At 69.5% G+C, this 20,562-nt stretch carries 23 protein-coding genes and 1 pseudogene; 7 read left to right on the plus strand and 17 right to left on the minus strand.

What is annotated here, in order from left to right:
- Nucleotides 1-82 precede the first annotated feature (82 nt).
- The 3 genes from AB0F41_RS07180 to AB0F41_RS07190 form a co-directional block, all read right to left on the minus strand.
- Nucleotides 83-1,108 carry a choloylglycine hydrolase family protein gene (locus AB0F41_RS07180; protein WP_357421858.1) on the minus strand — a complete coding sequence of 342 codons (1,026 nt, stop codon included), beginning with the start codon at nucleotides 1,106-1,108 and terminating at the stop codon, nucleotides 83-85.
- Between the two features lie 160 nt (nucleotides 1,109-1,268).
- On the minus strand, nucleotides 1,269-2,585 hold the full coding sequence (locus AB0F41_RS07185) for an NtaA/DmoA family FMN-dependent monooxygenase (protein ID WP_357421860.1): 1,317 nt from the start codon (nucleotides 2,583-2,585) through the stop codon (nucleotides 1,269-1,271).
- A 138-nt stretch (nucleotides 2,586-2,723) separates the two neighbouring features.
- Nucleotides 2,724-4,163 (minus strand): WGR domain-containing protein, encoded by a 1,440-nt coding sequence (locus tag AB0F41_RS07190; protein WP_357421861.1) that lies wholly within the window; start codon nucleotides 4,161-4,163, stop codon nucleotides 2,724-2,726.
- A gap of 196 nt (nucleotides 4,164-4,359) precedes the next feature.
- Here AB0F41_RS07190 and AB0F41_RS07195 point away from each other — a divergent pair, with 196 nt between their 5' ends.
- Together AB0F41_RS07195 and AB0F41_RS07200 are read left to right on the plus strand one after the other, a co-directional pair.
- Nucleotides 4,360-5,526 carry an FAD-dependent oxidoreductase gene (locus tag AB0F41_RS07195; RefSeq protein ID WP_357421862.1) on the plus strand — a complete coding sequence of 389 codons (1,167 nt, stop codon included), beginning with the start codon at nucleotides 4,360-4,362 and terminating at the stop codon, nucleotides 5,524-5,526.
- Between the two features lie 193 nt (nucleotides 5,527-5,719).
- Nucleotides 5,720-6,658, plus strand: a complete 939-nt coding sequence (locus tag AB0F41_RS07200) for a hypothetical protein (RefSeq protein WP_357421863.1) — start codon at nucleotides 5,720-5,722, stop codon at nucleotides 6,656-6,658.
- On the opposite strand, the gene AB0F41_RS07205 is transcribed toward AB0F41_RS07200, so the two are convergent.
- From AB0F41_RS07205 to AB0F41_RS07215, 3 genes and pseudogenes are all read right to left on the minus strand, one after another.
- Nucleotides 6,606-7,136, minus strand: coding sequence for a GNAT family N-acetyltransferase (locus tag AB0F41_RS07205; protein WP_357421864.1), 531 nt, complete (start codon nucleotides 7,134-7,136; stop codon nucleotides 6,606-6,608). The genes AB0F41_RS07200 and AB0F41_RS07205 overlap by 53 nt on opposite strands.
- A 4-nt stretch (nucleotides 7,137-7,140) precedes the next feature.
- Nucleotides 7,141-7,398: a hypothetical protein gene (locus AB0F41_RS07210; RefSeq protein WP_357422062.1), complete on the minus strand. Its 258-nt coding sequence runs from the start codon at nucleotides 7,396-7,398 to the stop codon at nucleotides 7,141-7,143.
- Nucleotides 7,399-7,405: 7 nt separating this feature from the next.
- Nucleotides 7,406-7,555: pseudogene (locus AB0F41_RS07215) on the minus strand (amino acid ABC transporter permease); the annotation flags it as partial.
- 177 nt (nucleotides 7,556-7,732) lie between these two features.
- Here AB0F41_RS07215 and AB0F41_RS07220 point away from each other — a divergent pair.
- Nucleotides 7,733-8,662 (plus strand): TIGR03564 family F420-dependent LLM class oxidoreductase, encoded by a 930-nt coding sequence (locus tag AB0F41_RS07220; RefSeq protein ID WP_357421865.1) that lies wholly within the window; start codon nucleotides 7,733-7,735, stop codon nucleotides 8,660-8,662.
- Nucleotides 8,663-8,691: 29 nt separating this feature from the next.
- On the opposite strand, the gene AB0F41_RS07225 is transcribed toward AB0F41_RS07220, so the two are convergent.
- A complete protein-coding gene (locus AB0F41_RS07225; protein ID WP_357421866.1) occupies nucleotides 8,692-9,615 on the minus strand; it encodes an NmrA family NAD(P)-binding protein in 924 nt (307 codons plus the stop codon).
- Nucleotides 9,616-9,721: 106 nt separating this feature from the next.
- On the opposite strand from AB0F41_RS07225, the gene AB0F41_RS07230 reads away from it, so the two are divergent.
- Nucleotides 9,722-10,294 carry a helix-turn-helix domain-containing protein gene (locus AB0F41_RS07230; protein WP_357421868.1) on the plus strand — a complete coding sequence of 191 codons (573 nt, stop codon included), beginning with the start codon at nucleotides 9,722-9,724 and terminating at the stop codon, nucleotides 10,292-10,294.
- 7 nt (nucleotides 10,295-10,301) lie between these two features.
- Here AB0F41_RS07230 and AB0F41_RS07235 read toward each other — a convergent pair whose 3' ends face one another.
- The 6 genes from AB0F41_RS07235 to AB0F41_RS07260 form a co-directional block, all read right to left on the minus strand.
- Nucleotides 10,302-10,616 carry a hypothetical protein gene (locus AB0F41_RS07235; protein ID WP_357421870.1) on the minus strand — a complete coding sequence of 105 codons (315 nt, stop codon included), beginning with the start codon at nucleotides 10,614-10,616 and terminating at the stop codon, nucleotides 10,302-10,304.
- 8 nt (nucleotides 10,617-10,624) lie between these two features.
- Entirely contained in the window at nucleotides 10,625-11,344 is a 720-nt protein-coding gene (locus AB0F41_RS07240; protein ID WP_357421871.1) for a cation transporter, read from the minus strand.
- Nucleotides 11,344-11,673 carry a metalloregulator ArsR/SmtB family transcription factor gene (locus AB0F41_RS07245; protein WP_357421872.1) on the minus strand — a complete coding sequence of 110 codons (330 nt, stop codon included), beginning with the start codon at nucleotides 11,671-11,673 and terminating at the stop codon, nucleotides 11,344-11,346. The genes AB0F41_RS07240 and AB0F41_RS07245 overlap by 1 nt, the downstream gene beginning before the upstream one ends.
- A gap of 85 nt (nucleotides 11,674-11,758) precedes the next feature.
- Entirely contained in the window at nucleotides 11,759-13,024 is a 1,266-nt protein-coding gene (locus tag AB0F41_RS07250; protein WP_357421873.1) for a sigma-70 family RNA polymerase sigma factor, read from the minus strand.
- Entirely contained in the window at nucleotides 13,021-13,392 is a 372-nt protein-coding gene (locus AB0F41_RS07255; RefSeq protein WP_357421874.1) for a YciI family protein, read from the minus strand. The genes AB0F41_RS07250 and AB0F41_RS07255 overlap by 4 nt, the downstream gene beginning before the upstream one ends.
- Nucleotides 13,393-13,452: 60 nt before the next feature.
- The gene (locus tag AB0F41_RS07260) at nucleotides 13,453-14,112 is read right to left on the minus strand and encodes a DUF998 domain-containing protein (protein ID WP_357421875.1); all 660 of its coding nucleotides are present in this window, start codon (nucleotides 14,110-14,112) and stop codon (nucleotides 13,453-13,455) included.
- Nucleotides 14,113-14,266: 154 nt separating this feature from the next.
- On the opposite strand from AB0F41_RS07260, the gene AB0F41_RS07265 reads away from it, so the two are divergent.
- The 3 genes from AB0F41_RS07265 to AB0F41_RS07275 all read left to right on the plus strand — a co-directional run bounded on the left by AB0F41_RS07265 (nucleotide 14,267) and on the right by AB0F41_RS07275 (nucleotide 15,947).
- On the plus strand, nucleotides 14,267-14,695 hold the full coding sequence (locus AB0F41_RS07265; RefSeq protein ID WP_357421876.1) for a hypothetical protein: 429 nt from the start codon (nucleotides 14,267-14,269) through the stop codon (nucleotides 14,693-14,695).
- 147 nt (nucleotides 14,696-14,842) lie between these two features.
- Nucleotides 14,843-15,208, plus strand: a complete 366-nt coding sequence (locus AB0F41_RS07270; RefSeq protein WP_357421877.1) for a hypothetical protein — start codon at nucleotides 14,843-14,845, stop codon at nucleotides 15,206-15,208.
- Between the two features lie 109 nt (nucleotides 15,209-15,317).
- Entirely contained in the window at nucleotides 15,318-15,947 is a 630-nt protein-coding gene (locus AB0F41_RS07275; RefSeq protein WP_357421878.1) for a hypothetical protein, read from the plus strand.
- A gap of 62 nt (nucleotides 15,948-16,009) precedes the next feature.
- Here the strand turns inward: AB0F41_RS07275 and AB0F41_RS07280 are convergent, their stop codons facing one another.
- From AB0F41_RS07280 to AB0F41_RS07295, 4 genes are all read right to left on the minus strand, one after another.
- Nucleotides 16,010-16,945, minus strand: coding sequence for a sigma-70 family RNA polymerase sigma factor (locus AB0F41_RS07280; protein ID WP_357421879.1), 936 nt, complete (start codon nucleotides 16,943-16,945; stop codon nucleotides 16,010-16,012).
- A 10-nt stretch (nucleotides 16,946-16,955) separates the two neighbouring features.
- Entirely contained in the window at nucleotides 16,956-18,149 is a 1,194-nt protein-coding gene (locus tag AB0F41_RS07285; RefSeq protein ID WP_357421880.1) for an FAD-dependent oxidoreductase, read from the minus strand.
- A 121-nt stretch (nucleotides 18,150-18,270) separates the two neighbouring features.
- Complete coding sequence (locus tag AB0F41_RS07290) at nucleotides 18,271-18,762, minus strand: RidA family protein (RefSeq protein WP_357421881.1); 492 nt, start codon at nucleotides 18,760-18,762, stop codon at nucleotides 18,271-18,273.
- 108 nt (nucleotides 18,763-18,870) lie between these two features.
- On the minus strand, nucleotides 18,871-20,520 hold the full coding sequence (locus AB0F41_RS07295) for an aminopeptidase P family N-terminal domain-containing protein (protein WP_357421882.1): 1,650 nt from the start codon (nucleotides 20,518-20,520) through the stop codon (nucleotides 18,871-18,873).
- Between the last annotated feature and the right edge of the window lie 42 nt (nucleotides 20,521-20,562).

Raw genomic sequence — 20,562 nt, forward strand, 5'->3', positions numbered from 1 at the left:
TACGGCGTCGTGGTCACCGTGCTCAGTTGCGTTCTGGCCTGGGCGTATATCGCGGTCCGCTACTTCTGAGGGTGCTCGCGGACTATCGCGCGGCGGCATTCGACGGCATGCGCACGTCGACGAACCAGCCGGCGTCGGAGGTATCCAGCCGGGTGATATCGCCCTGCCGGAAGTCGATCGCCGAGAAATCCACCCGGTACCAGGCCGGATGCTCGTAGTAGCGGACGAAATAGTGCCGGCCGCCGAGATCGGCCAGGACGGACCACTCGGTGTACTCGTCGGACTCCTCCCCGCGTACCAGGCCCTTGGTGATATCGAAGCTGTTGACGATATGTGAGGCCAGTACCGCACCTTCGGCGGCGTCCGCGGTGGTCTTCGCGGACCGGCTCAGCGCGACGGCCCGGACGAACCGCGACGGCGGCGTGAAATCGCCGGGCAGCCCTAGCAGCCCGCTGCCCTGCCCGAGTGCCCGCACGTCGTATCCGGTGAGGTCGAGGTCCGGGACATTGGTCGCCGACAGATTGACGTAGTTGCCGAGGTTCAGCAGATGCCAATCGAAGGGCGGGGAGTTGGTCATCACTCCCAGCGGGTTGTCGTGGACGCGCAGCTGCCCGCCGACGTATTCGATCACCAGCGAATCGCCACCGCTGTCGTGCAGCGCGTAGTGCAGGCCGACCGGCTCGTCCCGGCCGGGCGCCGGCGCTCCCCACACCAGCACCTCCCCGATGGCGCGTTTCGCGTCGGTCACCGACGCGCAGGTGGACAGCAGATAGTTGCCCACATCGTGGAGCTGGGACAGCGAATCGAGTTCCCGGCCCGCCGGAACCTCCTGGTACCGCGAGAATCCCGGCAGGTAGAGGGCGCCGAAATACAGACCGGCCTCGTTGAGTCCGTCCACCAGGCAGTCCTGGCCGAACAGGTCCATACCCACGATCCCGTAGGCACCGGTCCAGGTCAGACCGGGTATCGACGGGTCCGGGCTGCGCCCCTGGAACTCGAACCCCCGCGGCACGACCATCAGCCGGGATTGCAGGTCCAGGCCGAATTCCATGGTGCGGCCCGCGATCACATCACGCTCGGCGGTTTCGATCCTGAATGTGGTGCACATACCGGTCGCCCCTTCTGATGGTGGTCACCGGCTCGCTGACGGCCGGATCTGTGCCGGGTCCTCGAATACGTACGAGCGGCACGGCCTGGGCCGCGTGTGGGTCAACGATACGTCTCGACCGGCGTCTATCCGGTGACCAGCGTGTTTGCGTGTTGCGGGGTTACCGGCCGGGCGCCGCCGGCTCGGGCAGCGGCGGCAGCTCGAGGTTTTCGCGGAAAGTGGCGCCCAGATAGTCGCTGCCGGCGATATCGCGCCGGCGGAGTTCGGGCAGCAGCCCGTTGACGACGAAATCGCGGGTGCGGGGATTATCGAGCCCGCCCAGGGAGATCACGTCGAGTACACCGGCGCGATAACGCTCCTCGATCACGTCGGCCAATTGCTCCGGGGTGCCCGCGGCCGACCAGTGCCCGGTGTGCCGGGCTTCCAGGATCAGTTCCCGCAGCGTGCGCCCCGAGGCGAGCCGGCGGAAGATCTCGACCCGCCCGCGCCGGCGGTGCACCGAACCCGGTTCGGGCAGCAGGGCTTCCGGAAGCGGCCGGTCCAGTGGCAGTTCCGAGAGATCCACGCCGCCGCCGAGCATATCCTCGAGCACCCCGCGGCCCGCCTCGAGATCGAAGGACTCCTCTTCGTCACGCACCAGGCGCGCGACCTCGGCCTCGGACGCGCCGTAGGTGGCGTGGAAGGAACTGAAGATATAGGGCAACCCCTCCGCACGACCCAGTTCCCGGGCCCGGCCGCGGATGGCGCCGGTGTAGGCGAGGGCGTCGTCGAGGGTGGTGAGCGAGGTGAACACGACTTCGGCGAAGCGGGCGCCGAGTTCCACCCCGCCCGCCGACTGGCCGGCCTGGAACTGCACCGGCCGTCGCTGCGGCAGTGGCGGGATGTTCAACGGCCCGCGCACGGTGAAGTACCGGCCCTTGTGGTCGATCGGACGCACCCGCGACGGATCCAGTGCCGCGCCACCGTGTCCGTCCGCGCGTAACGCGCCTTCGTGCCACGAGTCGTAGAGCGCGTTCACCACCTCCAGCGATTCGGCGGCCCGCGCGTAGCGCTCCTCGGGGCCCGGCAGTTCCCCGCTGCCGTAGTTCTCCTCCCCCAGCGAGGAGGTCACGGCGTTCCAGGCCGCGCGGCCGTTGCTCACATGGTCGAGCGTGCCGAAGAGCCGGGCCAGGTTGTACGGGTGATGGAAGGTGGTGGTGACGGTCGCGATCAGTCCGATCCGCGAGGTCACCGCGCTGAGCGCCGAGAGATAGATCAGCGGTTCCTGGGCGCCGATCGCGCCCTGCGCGCCGAAGGCCAGCAGATCGGCCGCGAAGAGCGCGTCGAACCGGTGCTGCTCGGCCGTCCTGGCGACCTCCAGCGCGCGATCGAGGGTGGAAATTCGCGGGTCGACGGCCGCCGCGTAGATATCGGCGCCGCCGCTGACGCCGGTGACCGTCTTCAGATGCCGGCGCCGGGGGCCGTTGTGCGATACCACCTTTCGACGGTATGACCCGCACGGCCCGCCGGACAGCGTTGCGCTCAGCGTGATCGGTGGGGCGTTCCGATCCGCCCGCTCCGTGTTCGAAACCGCTGCCCGTGGACCACGGCCCCGGCCCATGCATCCCGGCCGGGCTCAGGTCAACCGGCGGATATCGCCGCGCACCCGGTAGAACCCGCCGCGCGCCGACTCCGCGACACCGTCGACCACATAGCGGACACCGGCCTGCCGGATATCCCTGGGGAACTGCACATTCCATTCCCGGCGGTAGCCCGGCGAGACGATATGCACCCGCAACCGTCCCTGCACATCGATACATTCGACGACGATCCCCCCACCGGCATCGGCGACCACCTCCACGGTGCTGCTGGGCACCACCGGCGCCAGTTCCGGCGCCTTGATCGACACGGCCTGCGGCACCACGCCCTGTTCGGCGTCGCGGACCGCCGTCTCACTCACATCGAGGCAGGCCAGGGTGCCGTTCGTGGTGACCAGATACAGCTTTCCGTCGTGGTACTGCATCGAATACGCCGAACCGCAGCCGGTACCGAGCTTCCATACCCGCCGGCCCTCGGCATCGAAGCAGTAGACCGACGAGTAGTTGTCACCGGCGAAGACGTAGCGTCCGTCCGGGGAGGCCGCGCACGAATACACCGCGGCATCACACTGGAACGCCCGGTCGGCGCTCCCACTCTTGTCCAGCATCCGCACCTGGTTGTGGGTGGTGCCCGCGTACACCGCGTCCGCCTCCCGCCAGCCGAACAGGACAGCGCCGCCGGTGCTCCGGTGCCAGCGATGATTACCGCTGATCAGCTCATATTTCGTCACCCCGCCGGAGTGGCCGTGGTAGACGCCGTCGGCATCGATACGCACCATCCAGCCGGAGTTCCCGTCGCTGCGGCGGGTCCACAGCGATTCCTCCTCGTGGTCGATCACGGTGAGACCACCCTGGACATCGGAGACCCCGAGGATTCCGTCGTGGATATCGAGCCAGTAGATATCGACATCGGTGGCGATATCGTAGGCGGCCCGCGGCACCTTGCCGGACAGATCGTAGACCCGGCCGTCGTCACAACCCGCGTAGATCCAGAAATCGTCGGCGACAATGCATTTCACCGCGTCCGGCAGCCGGAAGCGGCCGGTGACCGCGCCCTCCGGGGTAAGGGTGAAGACATCACCGTTCTCGTTGCCGACCCAGCAGCGCTGCGAGTCGATGAAGATACCGAACGCCGCGGCTCCGGAATCGAAACTCCACAGCACCGGTGCGGTGCGGGCGGTGGAGGTCCGGCTGGTGATGGTCCGCCGGGTGACCGGCCGGGCCGCCCGCGCGCCCGGCACCGCAGGCGCGTAACCCTTACGCATCTTCTCGCCGATCTTCTTCTGCGCCGCCGCCTGCGCCTTCCGCGCGTCCGCGAAGGAGCTGACCTTGCTCTGCCCGTGGTCACCGATACGGCCGTAGCGGATGGAGACCCGGGTGCCGTCCACGACGACCTCGTAGAACTTGTGCGCCGAACCTCCGTCTTCGGAGAGTTCCAGATAGGTGGTGGTCGCCGGGGTGGTGGTCGATGTGGTCATGCTCGGTCCCGCTCGTCGTCGTTGCGCGTCGACGCGAAAGTTAGCAACGGGCACCGACATCCGCGTGACGACCGGATCCGGCGCGCGGAACATCGGTACGGCGGCCGGGTGCCCGATGATGACAACGGTCACAGCCCGTCACGGCCGGCCGTTCGACCTCGTCTACCGAACGAAGACCCGAGAGAACGGAGCCACCATGTCCCAGCAGCGCACCCACGTCGTCGTGATCGGCGGCGGTTACGCCGGCACGCTGGCGGCCAACCGCCTGCGCGGACGTACCGATATCGATATCACCCTGGTGAACCCGCGACCGGATTTCGTGCAGCGGATCCGGCTGCACCAGCTCGCCGCGGGTACCGGTACGGCCGTCGCGGACTACGACTCACTGCTGGGCGACGGTATCGCCCTGGTCGTCGACACCGCGACCCGTATCGATACCGCCGCCCGCACCGTCCATCTCGCCGCCGGCGACACCCTGGTCTACGACTATCTCGTCTATGCCGTGGGCAGTACCGCCGCCGATCTCGCCGCGGTACCGGGTGCCACCGAGCTCGCCTACCCGATCGCCGAACTCGAACAGGCCGAGCGACTGCGCGCGGCCCTCGGGCGGCTGCCGGTGGACGCGCCGGTGACAGTGGTCGGCGCCGGCCTCACCGGGCTCGAGACGGCCGTCGAACTCGCGGACCGCGGGCGCGCCGTCCGGCTGGTCTGCGGAGGCACGCTGGCGCCGGCACTGAGCGCGGCCGGGCGCCGGTCGGTGGCGAAACGGCTGGCACGGCACCATGTCGAGGTACTCGTAACCGCATCGGTCGCCGAGGTGCGGTCCGATTCGGTCGTCCTCGCCGACGGCACCGGGCTGCCCAGCGCGGTGACCATCTGGACCGCCGGATTCGGCGTGCCCGCACTGGCCCGGGCCAGCGGCCTCGATACCGACGAGCTGGGCCGGCTACGCACCGACGAAACCCTGACCAGCGTCGACGACGACCGGGTGGTGGCCGCCGGCGACGCCGCCGCGCCCTCGGGCCAACCCCTGCGAATGAGCTGTCAGGCCGCGAACCCGCTCGGCGCGCAGGCCGCCGATACCGTCCTCGCCCGGCTCGCCGGCGCCCCGCCGGACTCGATCGATCAGGCATTCGTCGGTTCCTGCGTCAGCCTGGGCCGCGGCGACGCGATCATCCAGACGGCCCGCCGCGACGACACTCCGGTGAACCTCTTCGTCGGCGGACGGGTCGCGGCCGGGATCAAGGAAGCGGTCTGCCGGAGCACGCTGTGGCAACTCCGCCGCGAAGCGGCCCGCCCGGGTTCCTTCTTCTGGCTGAAAGGAGGCCGCGACACCCACACCGCCGCTCCGAGTCCCCGCTAGCATCACAGGCTCAGGCCCCATACGAGCGTGCGCATCGCCGAACTCGTCGGCACCGGCGAGCAGAGGAGCACCCATCGACGCCGATGCGATCCACGACCCTTCGGCACCGGTTCCCGGAACACTGCCCACTGTCGCGGCCGCGGAATACCTTGTCGCTATCGCGGAACAGCTCGCCCCGGCCTGTGATCCGGTGATGATCCGAACCGTATTCGGACGCGCCTGCGGAGGGGAGCCGAGAGCGCGGCGGCCGGACGGTCGCCGCGCCAGCACCCTCACCGCCTCGGGAACGCCGTTCGAGGTCAGCGTCACCGGCGGGCAGGCGGCATTCGCGCCCGCGATCCGCTACGTCACCGAGACCGCTTCTCAGGAAACGATGCTCGACACCCGGGTTATGGCCCAGACCGACGCCATCGACGACCTCACCGCACAACTGCCGGACGGCGGCCGAGGCCACAGGGGGCTCCTCAGATCGTTCATCGAAACGCTCTACCCCCGGTCCCCGGTCCGGGTCCGGTCCGCGGCGTGGACGGGTATCGCCCACCATGCGTCCGCGCCGGACCACCCGGCCCGCCTCAAGGTCTACGGCAGGGCGGATACGCGCGGCAGACTGGACCGGCTGGCGGGCGCCTTTCCCGAATTCGCCGGGTTGTTCTCGGTGCCCGGGGACGAGGCGTACCTCAAGCCCTCGTTCGCGGCGATCGAGGTGGACGATCGTGGGGGGATCACCCACAAGATGTATCTGAAGACCCCCCGTGACCTCGCCGCGCCGATGAAACTGATCCGCCACTTCGGCGACACCGCGTGGCAGGTGATCTCCGAACTCGTGGACTGCGGGTTCGATCCGGCTCTGCTGTACGGCCACACCTTCTTCGTGTGCTGCGCACGCGGCGTGGAGGGCCCTGTCACGACGCTGCATCTGATCGCGGGCCGGCGGGATATCACCGCACAGGTACGGGAATTGGCGAGCCGCCACCACGGCACGACACGCGCGGTGGACACGCTCGCGGACTGCGCACACGTCTCGGGGGCGGACTGGCGATTCTCCGCGGTGGGATTGAGCGCCGCCGCGGCCGGAGGGATTACGAAACTGAATGTCTACGGTGTGCCGGTGTGGCCGTCGACCGGCGCGTGACTCCCGCGACCGCCAGGTACTTCTCGAACGGGTGCAGCGGACCGATCTCGTGCTGGATGTCACGCGGTAGCGGGGTGTATCCGGCCGCATTGTAGAGCGCTGCGGCTTCGGGCTGACGGGGTCCGGTGGTGAGGAAGATCCGCCGGTAACCGCGGCGGGCGATCTCGGCCTCCAGTTCGGCCAGCACCAGCCGGGCGAGGCCCCGGCGGCGGTGTGTCCGCGCTGTCCAGATCCGTTTCAGTTCCGCGGTATCGGAGTCGTAGCGGCGGAAGGCCCCGCCCGCCACCGGCCGGTCGTCCTCGACGACGACCAGCAGATCGCCGCCGGGCGGGGCGAATTCGTCGGCGGGATAGGTCGTCAGATCGTGGCGGACCTCGTCGACGGTGCTGCCGTAGCGGCTGCTGTATTCGACCGCCAGTTCGGCCAGCAGCGGCGCGGCCAGCGGATCGTGCTGTCCGACGTGCACGATACGGCGCATCGGCTCATCCCTCCGGTTTCGGCAACCCGGGCGGGTTGATCCGCGACTGGGACACCACCTCACTGTGCAGGCCCCACCGGTCGATGACCCGCTGATAGGTGCCGTTGTCGATGGCGTGCTGCAGCGCCGCGTGCACCGCGGCGATCAGGCCGTTGTCCTTGTTGGTCGCCACCGCGATCTCGGCCTGCAGCGCCTCCCCGGCCCCCGAGAAGGCCGCCGCGATCTTCGTATCGCCGGAGGTCGCCAAATGGTAGACGGCCACCGGGTTCGTGCACGAACTGCGCGACCAGCACCAGGGCCACCGCCGACACCACCCAGCGCCAGGGGTGCCGGGTCCGCGCCACCGGCAGGGTGGACTCGTCGTTGGTCACCGGCGCCCCGGTGGTCCCGGTGTCGCCGACCGATGCGACTGCGCTCATGGGAAACCGATCCTCCGCCGACATCATCGACACCGGGTTCCGTCGCGATCGACCGGCGACCCGGGTAGTGAGGCCTACCGTATGGAGGCCGTAGCACGTTGTCGCCGTTCATATTCAGGGTGAGTCCAATGGGATGGCGCCGGAATACTTCCCGGCCGGCGGGGCGTTGCGGCGGGCATGTCGTTCACCGCACCCGTAGGAATTGCCCTCCAACCGCGTCCCGCCGCGGTCAACGCCGTCGACGATGTCGTCGACCGGGCCCGGACCGTGCAGCGGGCCGGAATAGACCGGGCCTGGTTCGCGCAGCGCTTCGACACCGACGCGCTCTCGGTCGCCGCGGTGGTCGGGGCCGCCGTCCCGGGACTCCGGGTCGGGACGTCGGTGGTGCCCATCAATCCACGGCATCCGCTGGTGGTCGCGAGTCAGGCCCAGACCGCCCACGCGGCCTCGCATCGCCGGTTCACTCTCGGCCTCGGTCTCGGTGCCGCGGCCCTGGAGGAGCCCGCGTTCGGCATTGTCACCGAACGCCCGATCCGCCGGCTGCGCGAGTACCTGACCGTCCTGCGTTCCCTGCTCGACACCGGTACCGCCGATTTCGCCGGGGAAACCCTGACGGCCGCGCCCGCGCTGCCCGCCGCGGTCGCCGGCGGCGAGGGGCCCGATATCGTCGTCGCCGCCATGGGCCGGCAAGCGTTGGCGGTGACCGGGGAACTCGCCGACGGAACCGTCCCGTTCCTGGCGGGCCCGCGCACCCTGAGCGAGCACATCGTGCCCCGGATCCAGGCCGCCGCGCAGGCCGCCGGCCGCCCGGCACCCCGGGTGATCGCGGGCGTGGTCGTTGTGGTGACCGCCGATCCCGACCGGGTGCGCGCCCGCGCCGCCGAACAGCTGGGCTTCTACGACGGGATTCCCTCCTATCGCTCGGTCCTCGAACGCGAAGGCGTCGCCCGTGCGGCCGAGCTGGCGGTGATCGGCACCGAAGCCGAGGTCGAAGCGGAACTACGCCGCTACGCCGACGCCGGCGCGACCGAGCTGCTGGTCACCCAGACCGAACTGGGCGGCGCCGAGGACGAACTGAACACCTGGCGGTTCCTCGGCGCGCTGTAGGGCGGCGCCCGGTTTCGATCACACCGGTTTCAGGCGTCGGCCCGCATATAGCGGGCCGCCCACTCCTCGAAGCCGGTGAGCGATAGGCCCAGGGCTCGCGCATACTCCGGCCGGCCGGGCTGGCCGACCACATTGATGAATTCGAGTCCGGCGCCCATGGGCGGCATACCGGCGGCGAAGGCCTGTTCCTCGGTCATATCCGGAGCGGCCACGGGTGTATCGAGAACCCGGGTGAGCACCTCGGCGATCTCGGACATCGACAGGTAATCACTGGCCAGCTCCAGTTCGACCCGGTCGAACCGTTCCGGCGCGAGCACGGCCGCGGCAGCCGCCGCTCCGATATCGTCCACCGCCGCCAGTGACAGCCGGGTATCGGACTTCAGCACCCCCACCAGGCCGCCCTCCACACCACGGGGAAAAAGATAGGACATGGACGGCAGGAAGTTCTCCATGAAGAAGCCCGGTTTGAGCAGCGTCCAGTAGCGGAATCCCGCCGCCCGGAGCCGATCCTGGATCGCGGCCTTGGCCCCCATACTGGGCGCCATTGCCGCCCAGCGGCCTTCGGCCCAGCCCGGGAGTTCGGTGTGCTGCCCCGCGCCGCTGACGGAGGTGTGCACGAACTGCTCGACCCCGGCAGCCTTCGCCGCCTCGATGAGGTTGATTCCCTGGACCACTTCACCGTCGAAATCGAAACCCGCCGCCGTCAGCGGGGGCATCTGCACGGAAAAGACGGCGCGGGCGCCCTTCGCGGCCCGGGTCACCGAATCGCGGTCGCCGAGGTCGCCGGTGACCAGTTCGGCGCCGAGCGCCGCGACGGCCCGTGCCCGTTCCCCGTCCGGGTCACGCACCAGTGCGCGCACGGGCACTCCCGCCGCACGCAGGGCGCGCACGGTGGCCCCGCCCTGTTTGCCGGTGGCACCGGTGACCAGTACCGCTTCGGATTGTCCGGGCATAACGTCGCTCCTCTGATTCGATCGGCCATAAACGGCGGGGCCCGCCGTTTACGTCCACGCTACGATATGGCGGGGCCCGCCATTTAGCAACCCCGGAGAGGACGCCATGCCCGATACCCAGCGCGCCGACGCCCGGCGCAACTACGCCCGCATCCTCGCGGTGGCCGAGGCCGAAGTGGCCGCGCACGGCGCCGACGCCTCCCTGGAACAGATCGCCCGTACCGCGGGAGTCGGCTCGGCGACCGTGCGCCGCCACTTCCCGAGCCGTCGCGCATTGCTGGAAGCGGTATCCCGGCAGCGGATCGAGGCCCTGGCCGGCCGGGCTCGCGAATTGTGCGATGACAGCGACAGCCGTGGCGCGCTGTTGACCTGGCTGAACGAGCTCGTCGCCTATTGCGTCGCGGCCCGCGGTCTCGCCGCCGCGTTGAGCTACGACGGCGCCGATCCCGAATCGGTCCACGACAACGCCTGCTCGGCGGCCCTGGAGGAAGCCGCCGCCCCACTTCTGCGGCGCGCCGTACGCCACGGCGCCGTCGCACCGGACCTCACCGTCGCGGATCTCATCACGCTGATCGTCGGAATCACCCTGGCCACCGAGCCCTACCCCGACCATTCCGGCCGGGCGGACCGGCTCTTCCAGCTGGCGGTATCAGGCTTGGCCCCGCTCGGCCGCTCGTAGATTTCACTCACGCCGCGTGCGGCACCCGGTGCAGGCGGATACCGAAGCGGGTCGCGGCCAGACCGGACAGCGCGCCCACCACCGTGGGCGCCACGATCAGCCCGGCCCAGAACCACCGGGTCGGCCACATCTTCCCGACCATCCCGTCGAACGGGTCGAACGCCGGGTCCGGGTCATAGGTCGCGTAGTAGCAACTCACCGAATCCGGACCGGTTTTCCACCAGACGGCGGCCACGGCCAGCACCGCGATCCCGCAGACGAATCCGAACAGGGTGGTAGCGAGCACGGTCGATCGCACCGCACTCGAACGCTTCTCACTCATACCCCCAGTCAATCAAGACGGCCCGCCGGTTCGCAGCAGTCGCAGTCGTCGGCGGTGGAATTGTCCCGGCTGAACGCGGCCGGAGGAGGGCAGCAGGAGTCCCCGCGCCAGGCGTTGATTCCTTCGCGGACCGCGATCGCGGCGATCACCAGTGCGGCGAGCGGATCGGCCCATGACCACCCGAACAGGCTGTTGAGCAACAAGCCGGTCAGCAGCACCGCCGAGAGGTAGGTGCACAGCAGGGTCTGTTTGGAATCGGCCACCGCGGAGGCGGATCCGAGTTCACGTCCGGCCCGGCGCTGGGCGGCCGAGAGCACCGGCATGATCACCAGACTCGCCGCGGCCAACCCGATACCGATCGCCGAGTGCCGGGCTTCGCCGAGCCCGGACAGGGCCCGGATCGAGTCGACGGTGACGTACAGGGCGAGCGCGAAGAAGGAGAACGCGATGATCCGCAGTGCGGCCTTCTCCCGCGCCTCCGGGTCGCGGCCGGCGAACTGCCACGCCACCGCGGCCGCCGAGGACACCTCGATCACCGAGTCCAGGCCGAACCCGATCAACGCGGTCGAGGAGACCCGGGCCCCTTCGGTGAGCGCGATGACCGCCTCGATGACGTTGTAGGTGATGGTCGCGGCGACGAACCAGCGGATCCGCCGCGTCAGCACCGACTTCCGGGCCGGGCCGGGGCCGGCCGCCACCGCAGCGGGCATACCGAGCGGCGCCGCCATCAGCAGCAGCCTTCGGTTCCGGCATCCGGGCAGCACGCCGGATCCACCGCCAGCACCAACCCCAGCAGATCCCCCAGCGCCGCGGCGATCCGGGCGTCGGCGAGTTCGTAGCGGCTGCGCCGGCCTTCGGGTATCGCGACCACGAGTCCGCAACCGCGCAGGCACGCGAGGTGGTTGGACAGGATCTGCCGGGTCACGCCGATCTCGGCGGCCAGCTCCGACGGATACCCCGGAGCCCGCCGCAGGCTCAGCAAGATCCGGGTCCGGGTCGGGTCGGACAGGGCGTGGCCGAATCGGGCGAGTGCGTCGGTGTGGACAGCGGTCTCCATACCCAGACAGTACATCAGAATCTGTATTCAGAAAATGATGAACATTCAAGACCCGGGCCGGGCCGGATACACCTCCGGTGGCCGGTTATCGAGTTCGCCGGGCAGTCGGCGGCTGTGGCCGGTCGAGTTGATCGGCTTTGCGGTGCAGGTAGCGCTGTTCGACCTGATTCCCGGTGAGGTCGGCGGCGCGGCGGAAGAGTTCGGCCGCCGTGGCCTGGTCACCGGTTTGCTGCAGGAGGTGGGCGCGGACGGCATGTTCGCGTTGCCGGGTGAGGGGGTCTCGATCGAGGTGATGGCGCCGGTTGAGGTCGTCGAGCAGGGCCAGGCCCCGGGCGGGGCCGTGGGCGTGGGCGACGGCGACCACGCGGGCGAGCTGAACGGGCGGTGTGGGCGTGAGGCGTTCGAGCCACAGATACAGCATCGCGATCTGGGGCCAGTCGGTGTGACCCGGCCCGGCGGCGGCGTGTACCGCGGCGATCGCCGCGTGGAGTTGATAGGGACCGGCCGGGGCCCGGTTCCAGACACTGTCGATGAGCGTGGTTCCCTCATCGATCATTTCACGGTTCCACCGGCTCGGATCCTGTTCGGCGAGGGGAATGAGTCCGCCCGCGTCGGTACGCGCCGCGCGGCGGGATTCGGTGAGCAGCATCAGGGCGAGCAGGCCGGTCACTTCGGCGTCGCCCGGAAGGGTGGCGTGCAGCATTCTGGTCAGCCGGATGGCTTCGGCGGTGAGGTCCACGCGCGTGAGATCGACGCCGGTGGTGGCGGTGTACCCCTCGTTGAAGATGAGGTAGAGCACGCGCAGGACCGCTGTTGTCCGGCTGTCGCGGTCGGTATCGGTGGGAAGGGTGAACCGGGCGCCCGCCTTGGCGAGTTGTTGTTTGGCGCGGCTGATCCGAGTGCCCATGGTGGCCTCGGACGTGCCGTAGGCGTGCGCGATCTCGGCGGTGGTCAGACCGCCGACCGCGCGGAGGGTCAGTGCCACCTGGGAGGTGTGGCCGAGTGCGGGGTGGCAGCACAGCAGGAGCAGGGTGAGACTGTCGTCGATTCCGTCGCCCTGCACGGCACGCGCGGGTTCGGCCATGGCGAGCTCGGCGGCGCCGGTTTCGAGCTCACGGCGGCGACGAGCCCGGTCGGAGCGCAGCAGATCGACCATTCGCCGGTAGCCGACACGGATGAGCCAACTGCGCGGGTCGTCGGGGACACCTTCGGCCTCCCACCTGCCGGCGGCGACCAGCAACGCTTCCTGCACCGCGTCCTCGGCGATATCGAAGCGCCCGAACCGGCGGACCAGCGCACCGAGGACCTGCGGCGCTTCGGCGCGCAGCAGATCCTCGATCTGCGATGTCACGCGGTGAAGTCCGCGCCCATGATCGGGCGGATCTCGATCGGTTCACCGAGCGCCTCGACGATGCGGGCAGTGATCTCCACGGCCCGTTCATGTCCCGCGACATCGATCACGGCGAAGCTGGCCAGTACCTCCTTCAGTTCCGCGAAAGGCCCGTCGGTCGCCACCACGCCGTCGGCGGTCTTGCGGACGGTCGTACTGACGGCCGGGTGGCCCAGGCCCTCGGTGGAAACCAGCTCGCCGGAAGCGGTCAGCTCCTGTTCCAGCTGCTGATAGGTGGCGAACGCCGCAAGCGCCTCCGCCGAGGGCGTATCGGCGGTCGCGGCGTCCCACCCGGTGGCCGGTGTGTAGCCGAGCAGCAGATATTTCACTGTGTCCTCCGAGGTGGTGGGGGTTGTCGTTACGGTAACCGGTGTCCGGCCGGGGTCCGCTCAGACGGCGCGGCGGCACGTCAGCGCCAGCACAGTGGTCCACGTGAAGGCGACCAGACCGTTGATCGCGATCTGGACACTCATGTATTCGGGTGTTATCGGCACCAGCAGGACGAGCCCGGCCACCGCACTCCCCACGGCGGGTACCACCAGTCGCCGGCGAGCGCACCGCACACACAGCACCAGGGCCGCGATCGCGAGCGCGGTGAAGGCCACGGCAGCGGCGGCCGAGTGCGCGACGCTGTGCCAGGACATCTGGGCCACCGGCCCGTCGGGGGTGCCGGCCGGAAACCCGTTCTCCGGGTCCATGGTGAACACCCCGGCCGCGATGAGCCCGATTCCGAAGATTCCCACCAGAACGGGCAGCGCCCGCCGCCCGGTTCCTTCCGTGAGCGTGCGGCCGATACCAGCGGCCAGGGCCAGTGCGCCCACCCCCGCGGTGACGAAAGTGAGGATCTGGATCCAGCCGAGGTCGCCGGTGGCGAGCTGACTGATCGGGTGCCGGGTGATGTCGAAGCCCTCGCGGGTGAGCATCTGAGTGATCGCCGAGGCGAAGAACACCGGCCCGGCGGCAGCGCCCGCGAGCAGTAGGCCCTCGGTGGCCCGGTAGGGAGCACGGGCGGTGGCGGTGGCGGCCAGGGTAGTGGCTGATCTGGTCATCGGATTCCTTCCTCGGAAATGGTTCGCACCGCTACCTCGGAGCCACCGCGCAGATCTCGACACTCTGATCAGTGATTCAGATCACATATGAATCCGGTCGAAGGCCGCCCGCCGGTTCCGAGGTCACAGTGACCAACCCCCACAGGAGGACGAAATGAACGACACCCCGCAGCAGCCCACCCCCGAACTGAAGGCCCTCGACCGCCTGACCGGCACTTGGAGGGTCAGCGGCGGCGCGGAAGGAACCGTGCGCTACGAATGGATGCCCGGCCGGTTCTTCCTGCTCCAGCACATCGACCTCACCCAGTACGGCGAACCCGTCACCGGTATGGAAGTGATCGGCAACCTGCGCCCGTTCGGCGAACCCACCGGCCCCGATGTGGCTTCCCGGTACTACGACTCGACCGGCAACACCTTCGACTACGTCTACGAACTCACCGGCGACACCCTCACCATCTGGGCCGGCGCCAAAGGCGGCCCCGCCTACTACCGGGGCACCTTCGATGCCGCCGGCACCACTGTCACCGGCGAATGGGTCTACCCCGGCGGCGGTGGCTACTCCTCGACCATGACCCGTCTCTGAGCAATGCCCGTCCCGGGCCACCGGCGGCCATGAGCCGTCGGGCCCGGGCAAGTGGCGCAAGCCATATCGGCCCTCGGTTCGTAACGCCGGACGATGGGCGATCGATGGTCCAGCGACAGTGAAGCAAAGTGGGAGATGGGATTTCGTATGAGAAGGACGACAACAGTCGCCGCACGGACCGTTCTTGCCGCCGCCGTGGTATCGGGTTTCGCCACGGTTGCCGGCGCCGGGGCCGCCCACGCCGCACCGCAGGACTGTGCTGTCACGCGGGACCTGGTCGGCGCGGCGGCGACCTGCCACGACGAAGGACCCCCGGGACGGGAGTACACCCTGATCGTCGAATGTTTCGGCCTACACGGCGTGCCCAATGCGTTTCCGCTCATGGCCGTCGGCCCGTACCAGGGTTCGTGGAGCGGTTCCTTCGGCCCCTCCGGACACGGCACGGCCTCGTGCCTGGGCCCGATGAGCATCGGGACGGCGACGAACGCCTACGTGCGGGTCTATCGGGACTGAAGCACCCCCGCGGCATCCGCCCGCAACCGCACGACTCATTCGAATCCGGCACTCGCACAGTCGCTCTCGTTGCCGCTGCCCCGAGGTTGGGCCCTATCAGGGAGATACTGTGAACCGAACCGCTCTACTCGCCGCCGTGGCGGCCACCCTCGTGTTATCCGTCTCCGCATGTGGCGGTGAAGGCGAATCCGACCCGGAGACGTCGGTGCCGGGCACCGTTGCGGCCACAGCTACCCGGGCCGAAAGCGCGGCCTCCGCAGCGCCGGCCCCGGTACCCGCCGCCGAGGGCGCCGGACCCGTTGCCGCGCCGGCGCCCGAAGCACCGGCCGCCGCACCGGCGCCCGGCCAACCCGCCGCACCCGCACCACCGGCCGCGGCACCGGCGCCCGAACCACCCGCCGCGCCCGAACCACCCGCCGCAGCCGAACCACCGGCCACGGCGCCGGTGACCGATCCCTGTGCCGAGGTGACCCGCGAGTATCTGATCACCACGTTGCGGATGACCGGGATGCCCCGGTATCCCCTGGCCGATCTCCAACAGGCCCGGTGCAGCGGCACCTTCGCCTCGGCGATGTCCTATCCGGAAGGCACTCTCCACCCGGTCATGTATCTCTTCGAGTACTCCGAGCAGGACGGGCACACGCACTGGCGCGTGATCGATGTCGGGGAGGGTCTCGACTGCGTGAACAGGCACGGCGTTCCCGCTGCCGCGGGCCGCGAAATCGGCTGCGCCGCATAGATCGGTCCCACCACCGATCCATGACATGCCGGCGCCGAGGGGGCGGTGCGCCGCGACCCGCGTCACCAGGATTCGACGACGGGATCGGGATGTTCGCCGCGCAGCCATTGTTCGTTGACGCGGCCGGTCCGGGACGGGGAGGCCATCCCGGATATCGAGGCGATCTTGCCGTCCCGAACCTCCAGCACCACCACCCCCGCGACCCCCTGCGCGGTGGCGGCGATCACGGCGGGTGCCCCGTTGACCACGGCGGCGTAGATCGACAGCGGGGCACCGACCAGCCGTCGTTTCGCCGGGGTCGGCACGAATCCCGCGCGGGTGACCGCGGCGATCTTTTCCGGCGTCGGGATCCGGCGCAGCGTCTCGGCGAGACCGGCACCATCGGAGAGCGCGGTGGCGTCGTCGGTCAGCAACGCCACCAACTGTTCGGTGCGCCCCGAGGCGGCCGCGGCGACGAATGCTTCGACGATCCGGCGCGCGGCCGCGCGGTCGATCTCGGCGGTGTCGCGTCCGGCGGCGATCCGGCGGCGGGCGCGGTGGGCGTGCTGCTGGCTCGCCGATTCGGTGATCTCGAGGATTTCGGCGATCTCGGCATGACTGTGCGAGAAGGCTTCCCGCAGCACATACACCGCCCGCTCCACCGGTCCGAGCGTCTCGAGCAACCGCAACACCGCGAATGTCACCGATTCGCGCTGTTCGGCGGTTTCGGCCGGACCCAGCATCGGGTCGCCGTCGAGCAGCGGCTCCGGCAGCCAGGCGCCGGCCGCCCGTTCCCGCCGCGCCTGCGCGGAACGCAACCGGTCCAGCGACAGGTTGGTGACCACCTTGGTCAGCCACGCCTCCGGGGTCTCGATGTACTCCCGGTCGGCCGCCTGCCAGCGCAGGAACGCGTCCTGCACCACATCTTCGGCGTCGGCGGCCGACCCGAGCAGGCGGTACGCCAACGAGGCCAGCCGGGCCCGGCCGGCCTCGAAACGCGCCACGGTGGCGGTGTCCATATGCGTAACCCTAAACCGCCACGACCGCCTGGCCGGTGCGGGCCGACGCGGCGGTCAGACGATGCCTGCGCACCGGCAGACCCCAGGTCGGGTGGGCGAGACTCCAGGGGCCGGTGCCCAGTACGGCCGCCTTGAACCGCGCGGCGGGCCGGCCACGCAGCGACCACGATGTCGACCGCGCGTCCTTGCCGACCGCCTGGACAACAGCGTCCTTGCGGCCGAGGCTGATGTGGTTACCCACATAGAGCAGGGCGGTACGGCCTATCGTCCGTCCGGTCAGGTCACCGATGATCGCGGCCGACGCCTGCATACTGGTGAACCCCGCCGACGCGCACGACATCGGCAGCGGCAGGCCGTTCTCACCGACCACAAAGGCGCTGTCGCCCGCCGCGTAGACCTCCGGATGCGATACCGACCGCATCATCCGGTCGACGGTGATCCGCCCGGTTTCCTCGACGGCGAGCCCGCTCGCGGCGGCCAGCGGATGGGCGCCGAACCCCGCCGCCCACACCGTGGCATCGCCGGTGATCACGGTTCCGTCGGCGGTCACCACACCGGCCGCGTCGACGCGCGTCACGGTCGCGTGCTCGTGCACCGTGATCCCGAACCGATCGAACGCCCCCAGCAGATGCCGCCGCGCCCGCGGGCTCAGCCAACCGCCCAGCTCACCGCTGGTGGCCAGTTCGACCCGCAGGCCGGGCCGGGATTCGGCGAATTCGGTGGCGGCCTCGATCGCGGTCAGGTTCCCGCCCACGACCAGCACCGTCCCGTGCTCGTCCAGTTCGTCCAGTCGCGCTCGCAGCCGCAGCGCCGCGGGCCGGCCCGTCACATGGAAGGCGTGCTCGGCCACCCCCGGGACGCCGTGGTCGGCGACGGTGCTGCCCAGCGCGTAGAGGAGGGTGTCGTATTCGAGCTTCTCGGTCCGTCCGCTGTCCGTCACGGTGACGGTCCGGTCGGTGGCGTCGACCCCGGTGACGTACGCGGTCCGCAGCCGGATCCCGGTCCCGGCGAACATGTCCGCCAGTGCGTAGCGCCGCAACTGCTGACCGGCCGCGAGTTGGTGCAGGCGCAGCCGCTCGACGAAATCGGTTTCGGCGTCGACGACGGTGATCTCCACCTCGCCGGGGTGCAGGCGGCGGGCGAGGTTACCGGCGGCGAAGGCCCCGGCGTATCCGGCTCCGAGAACGATGATGCGGTGCCTCATGACGTTGCTCCTGTCTGTTCGCGTGCACTCTGAACGCTGTTCACGTGCCCTCTGAACTCTTCGCGTGCACTCTGAACGAGATGGCAGCCGAATCCATGACAGGAGCATTATGTGACGTGAGTCACTCGCGAAGGGCCACCGTGGCGTCCAGTTCCACGAGCGCGCCCTGCGGCAGCACCTGGGTGGGCAGGGCGGTCCGGGCATGTCCACCCGCCTCCCCGAACACGGCGCGCAGCAGCCGCGACGCACCGTCGGCCACCGTCGGCTGGTCCACGAAATCCGCCGCACCGGCCACCCAGATGTTCAGCTTCAGCACCCGGGCCACGTTCTCCAGGCCGACCGCGTCGTCGATACGTCCCAGCAGGTTGAGCGCGCAGATCTCGGCGGCGGCGATACCCTCCTCGACGGTCGCGGTCTCCCCCACCCGGCCGCCCAGGATCTCCCCGGACGCGGTCCGCGAGATCTGCCCGGACACCCAGAGCTGATCACCCCATCGGGTGGTCGCCTCGTAGGCGTACCTGGGTGCGCCGAGGCGGGGTAGTTCCAGGTTCGATGCCGCGAGACGGTCTCGGATATCGGACCCGGTGCCGACGGTCGTCGTGGTTTCGGTCATTGTTGCTCCGCTCCGGTAGTTCTGGGGCACGGCTTGGACCGGCGGCGGTGACACGGCCACGCACGGGTCATGTCGCCGCCGCCGGAAAGGCCGGTCGGACACAGATTTTCAGCGCTTGCTGACGATGTAGGTGCGATCCCGGCCGATGTACCAGAGGTCCTCGGTGCCGATGGCGGCGTTCTCGTAGCGCCACGGGATCTCGGCCGCCCCGTACGAACCGACGTGCAGGACATGCTTGTATCCGGGCCGCAGTTCATTGGCGAACGATTCCTGTTTGCCCATGAGGTGCCCGACATTGCGCTTGCGGTATTCGGTATCGAAGTCGATATCGGTGCCGAGCATGCCGATCTCGACCATCCGGTCGAGATGCGGCGCGAGATACCGCAGTGTGCCCTCGTGCACGTCCTCGCACAGCACGCCCGGCGCGAGTTGCCCGATGATGCCCTCCCGCACCACATCGAAGAAGAAGGCGTAGGCCTCCTTCGCCGCGGGAGTACGGGGCAGCGAGCGGGCCATATCGGAGGTGGCGACGACGACCCCGTCCACGACCACCCGGACCCCGGCGTCCAGCTGGATACAGGTGGTCTCGGCGTTGATCGGGAAATCGACCGGCGGTCCGGGGAAGAGCATCCGGTTGGAGGAATGCAGGTTGGTGAAGTACGCCTCGACACCGAACGGGACCTCGTTGGCCGTCCGGAATTCCTCGATCTTGTCGAGATACACCGCGTAGATATCGAGTTCGGTGAACTCGCGACCGGCCTCGAGCCCCGCCTCCGCCCAGGCCAGCGCCTCTTCGATGGCGAACACGCTGGCCCGCGCGGCCACCACCTGGAAGCCGAGATCCTCGTGGTCGCGGATATCGCGCCAGTGCCCGAGATCGTGGGAAACCGGTACCAGCTCGGCATTTTCGCGTTCGAGTTCACGGGCCAGACCGACACTGATCCATTCGTCCTCGACACCCACCCGGAGGCCGGCGGCGAGTTCGCGGACGGCGGCACCCACCGACGGGTAACGACCGTCCCGGACGCCGTCGATACCGGCGGTGTTCTCCGGCGCCAGCACCAGCAGCTTCCCGGATTCGGCGAGCCACAGCGCGACGGCGCCCTCCGGCTGCGCGAACCCGGTCACCTCGGTGAAGTTCGGGGGCGCCGCGAGCAGCAGCGCGTCGAGCGAACGGTCGGCGACCAGCGCGCGCAGGGCGGTGTAGCGGGTGTCCTCGGCGGCGGTGAACTCCGCTTCCAGGCCGGTGAGGTGCGCGACGCCCTCGATCACTCGCCGCGCGGTGGCGATACCCGTCGCACGCCATCCGGCGAACCGTGCCCGGACCTCGTCCTGGTCGATCTCGTATGCGATCACCGGCGTGGGCGCCTGGTCGGCGGCGATCAGGTCGACAGCTCCGGCCAGCGCACGATAGTGGCAGTACGCGACGTCGGCCGCCAGATTCACGGTCTCGCCCTCGGCGATTTCCTGAACCAGGGTCGTCAGCGACGGCGAGGCCGGGGTGTCGGCGACGACCCGGGGATCGATCGTCACCCACGGCGCATAGAACTTGATCTTGTCCTTCGGAACCCCGGCCGAGAGCGCGTTGCCCTGCTCCTGCTGGCGGACCAGCAGATACTCCTGCTCGCCGGTCCGCGCGATCAGCGGCGCCACGAGCGGATAGGAGTCGAGGCGGATCGCGGAGAAGAGCAGGCTCTTACGCGCGTCCAGCCCGTAGGTCTGGACTACCTGGCCGGCGTCGGCGGTGATACTCAGCATTTCGTGCCTTCGGTGTCGGGATTCGATACGGGAATCGGTGTC

The organism is Nocardia sp. NPDC024068 (genome assembly GCF_040638875.1).
Classification (GTDB): Bacteria; Actinomycetota; Actinomycetes; order Mycobacteriales; family Mycobacteriaceae; genus Nocardia.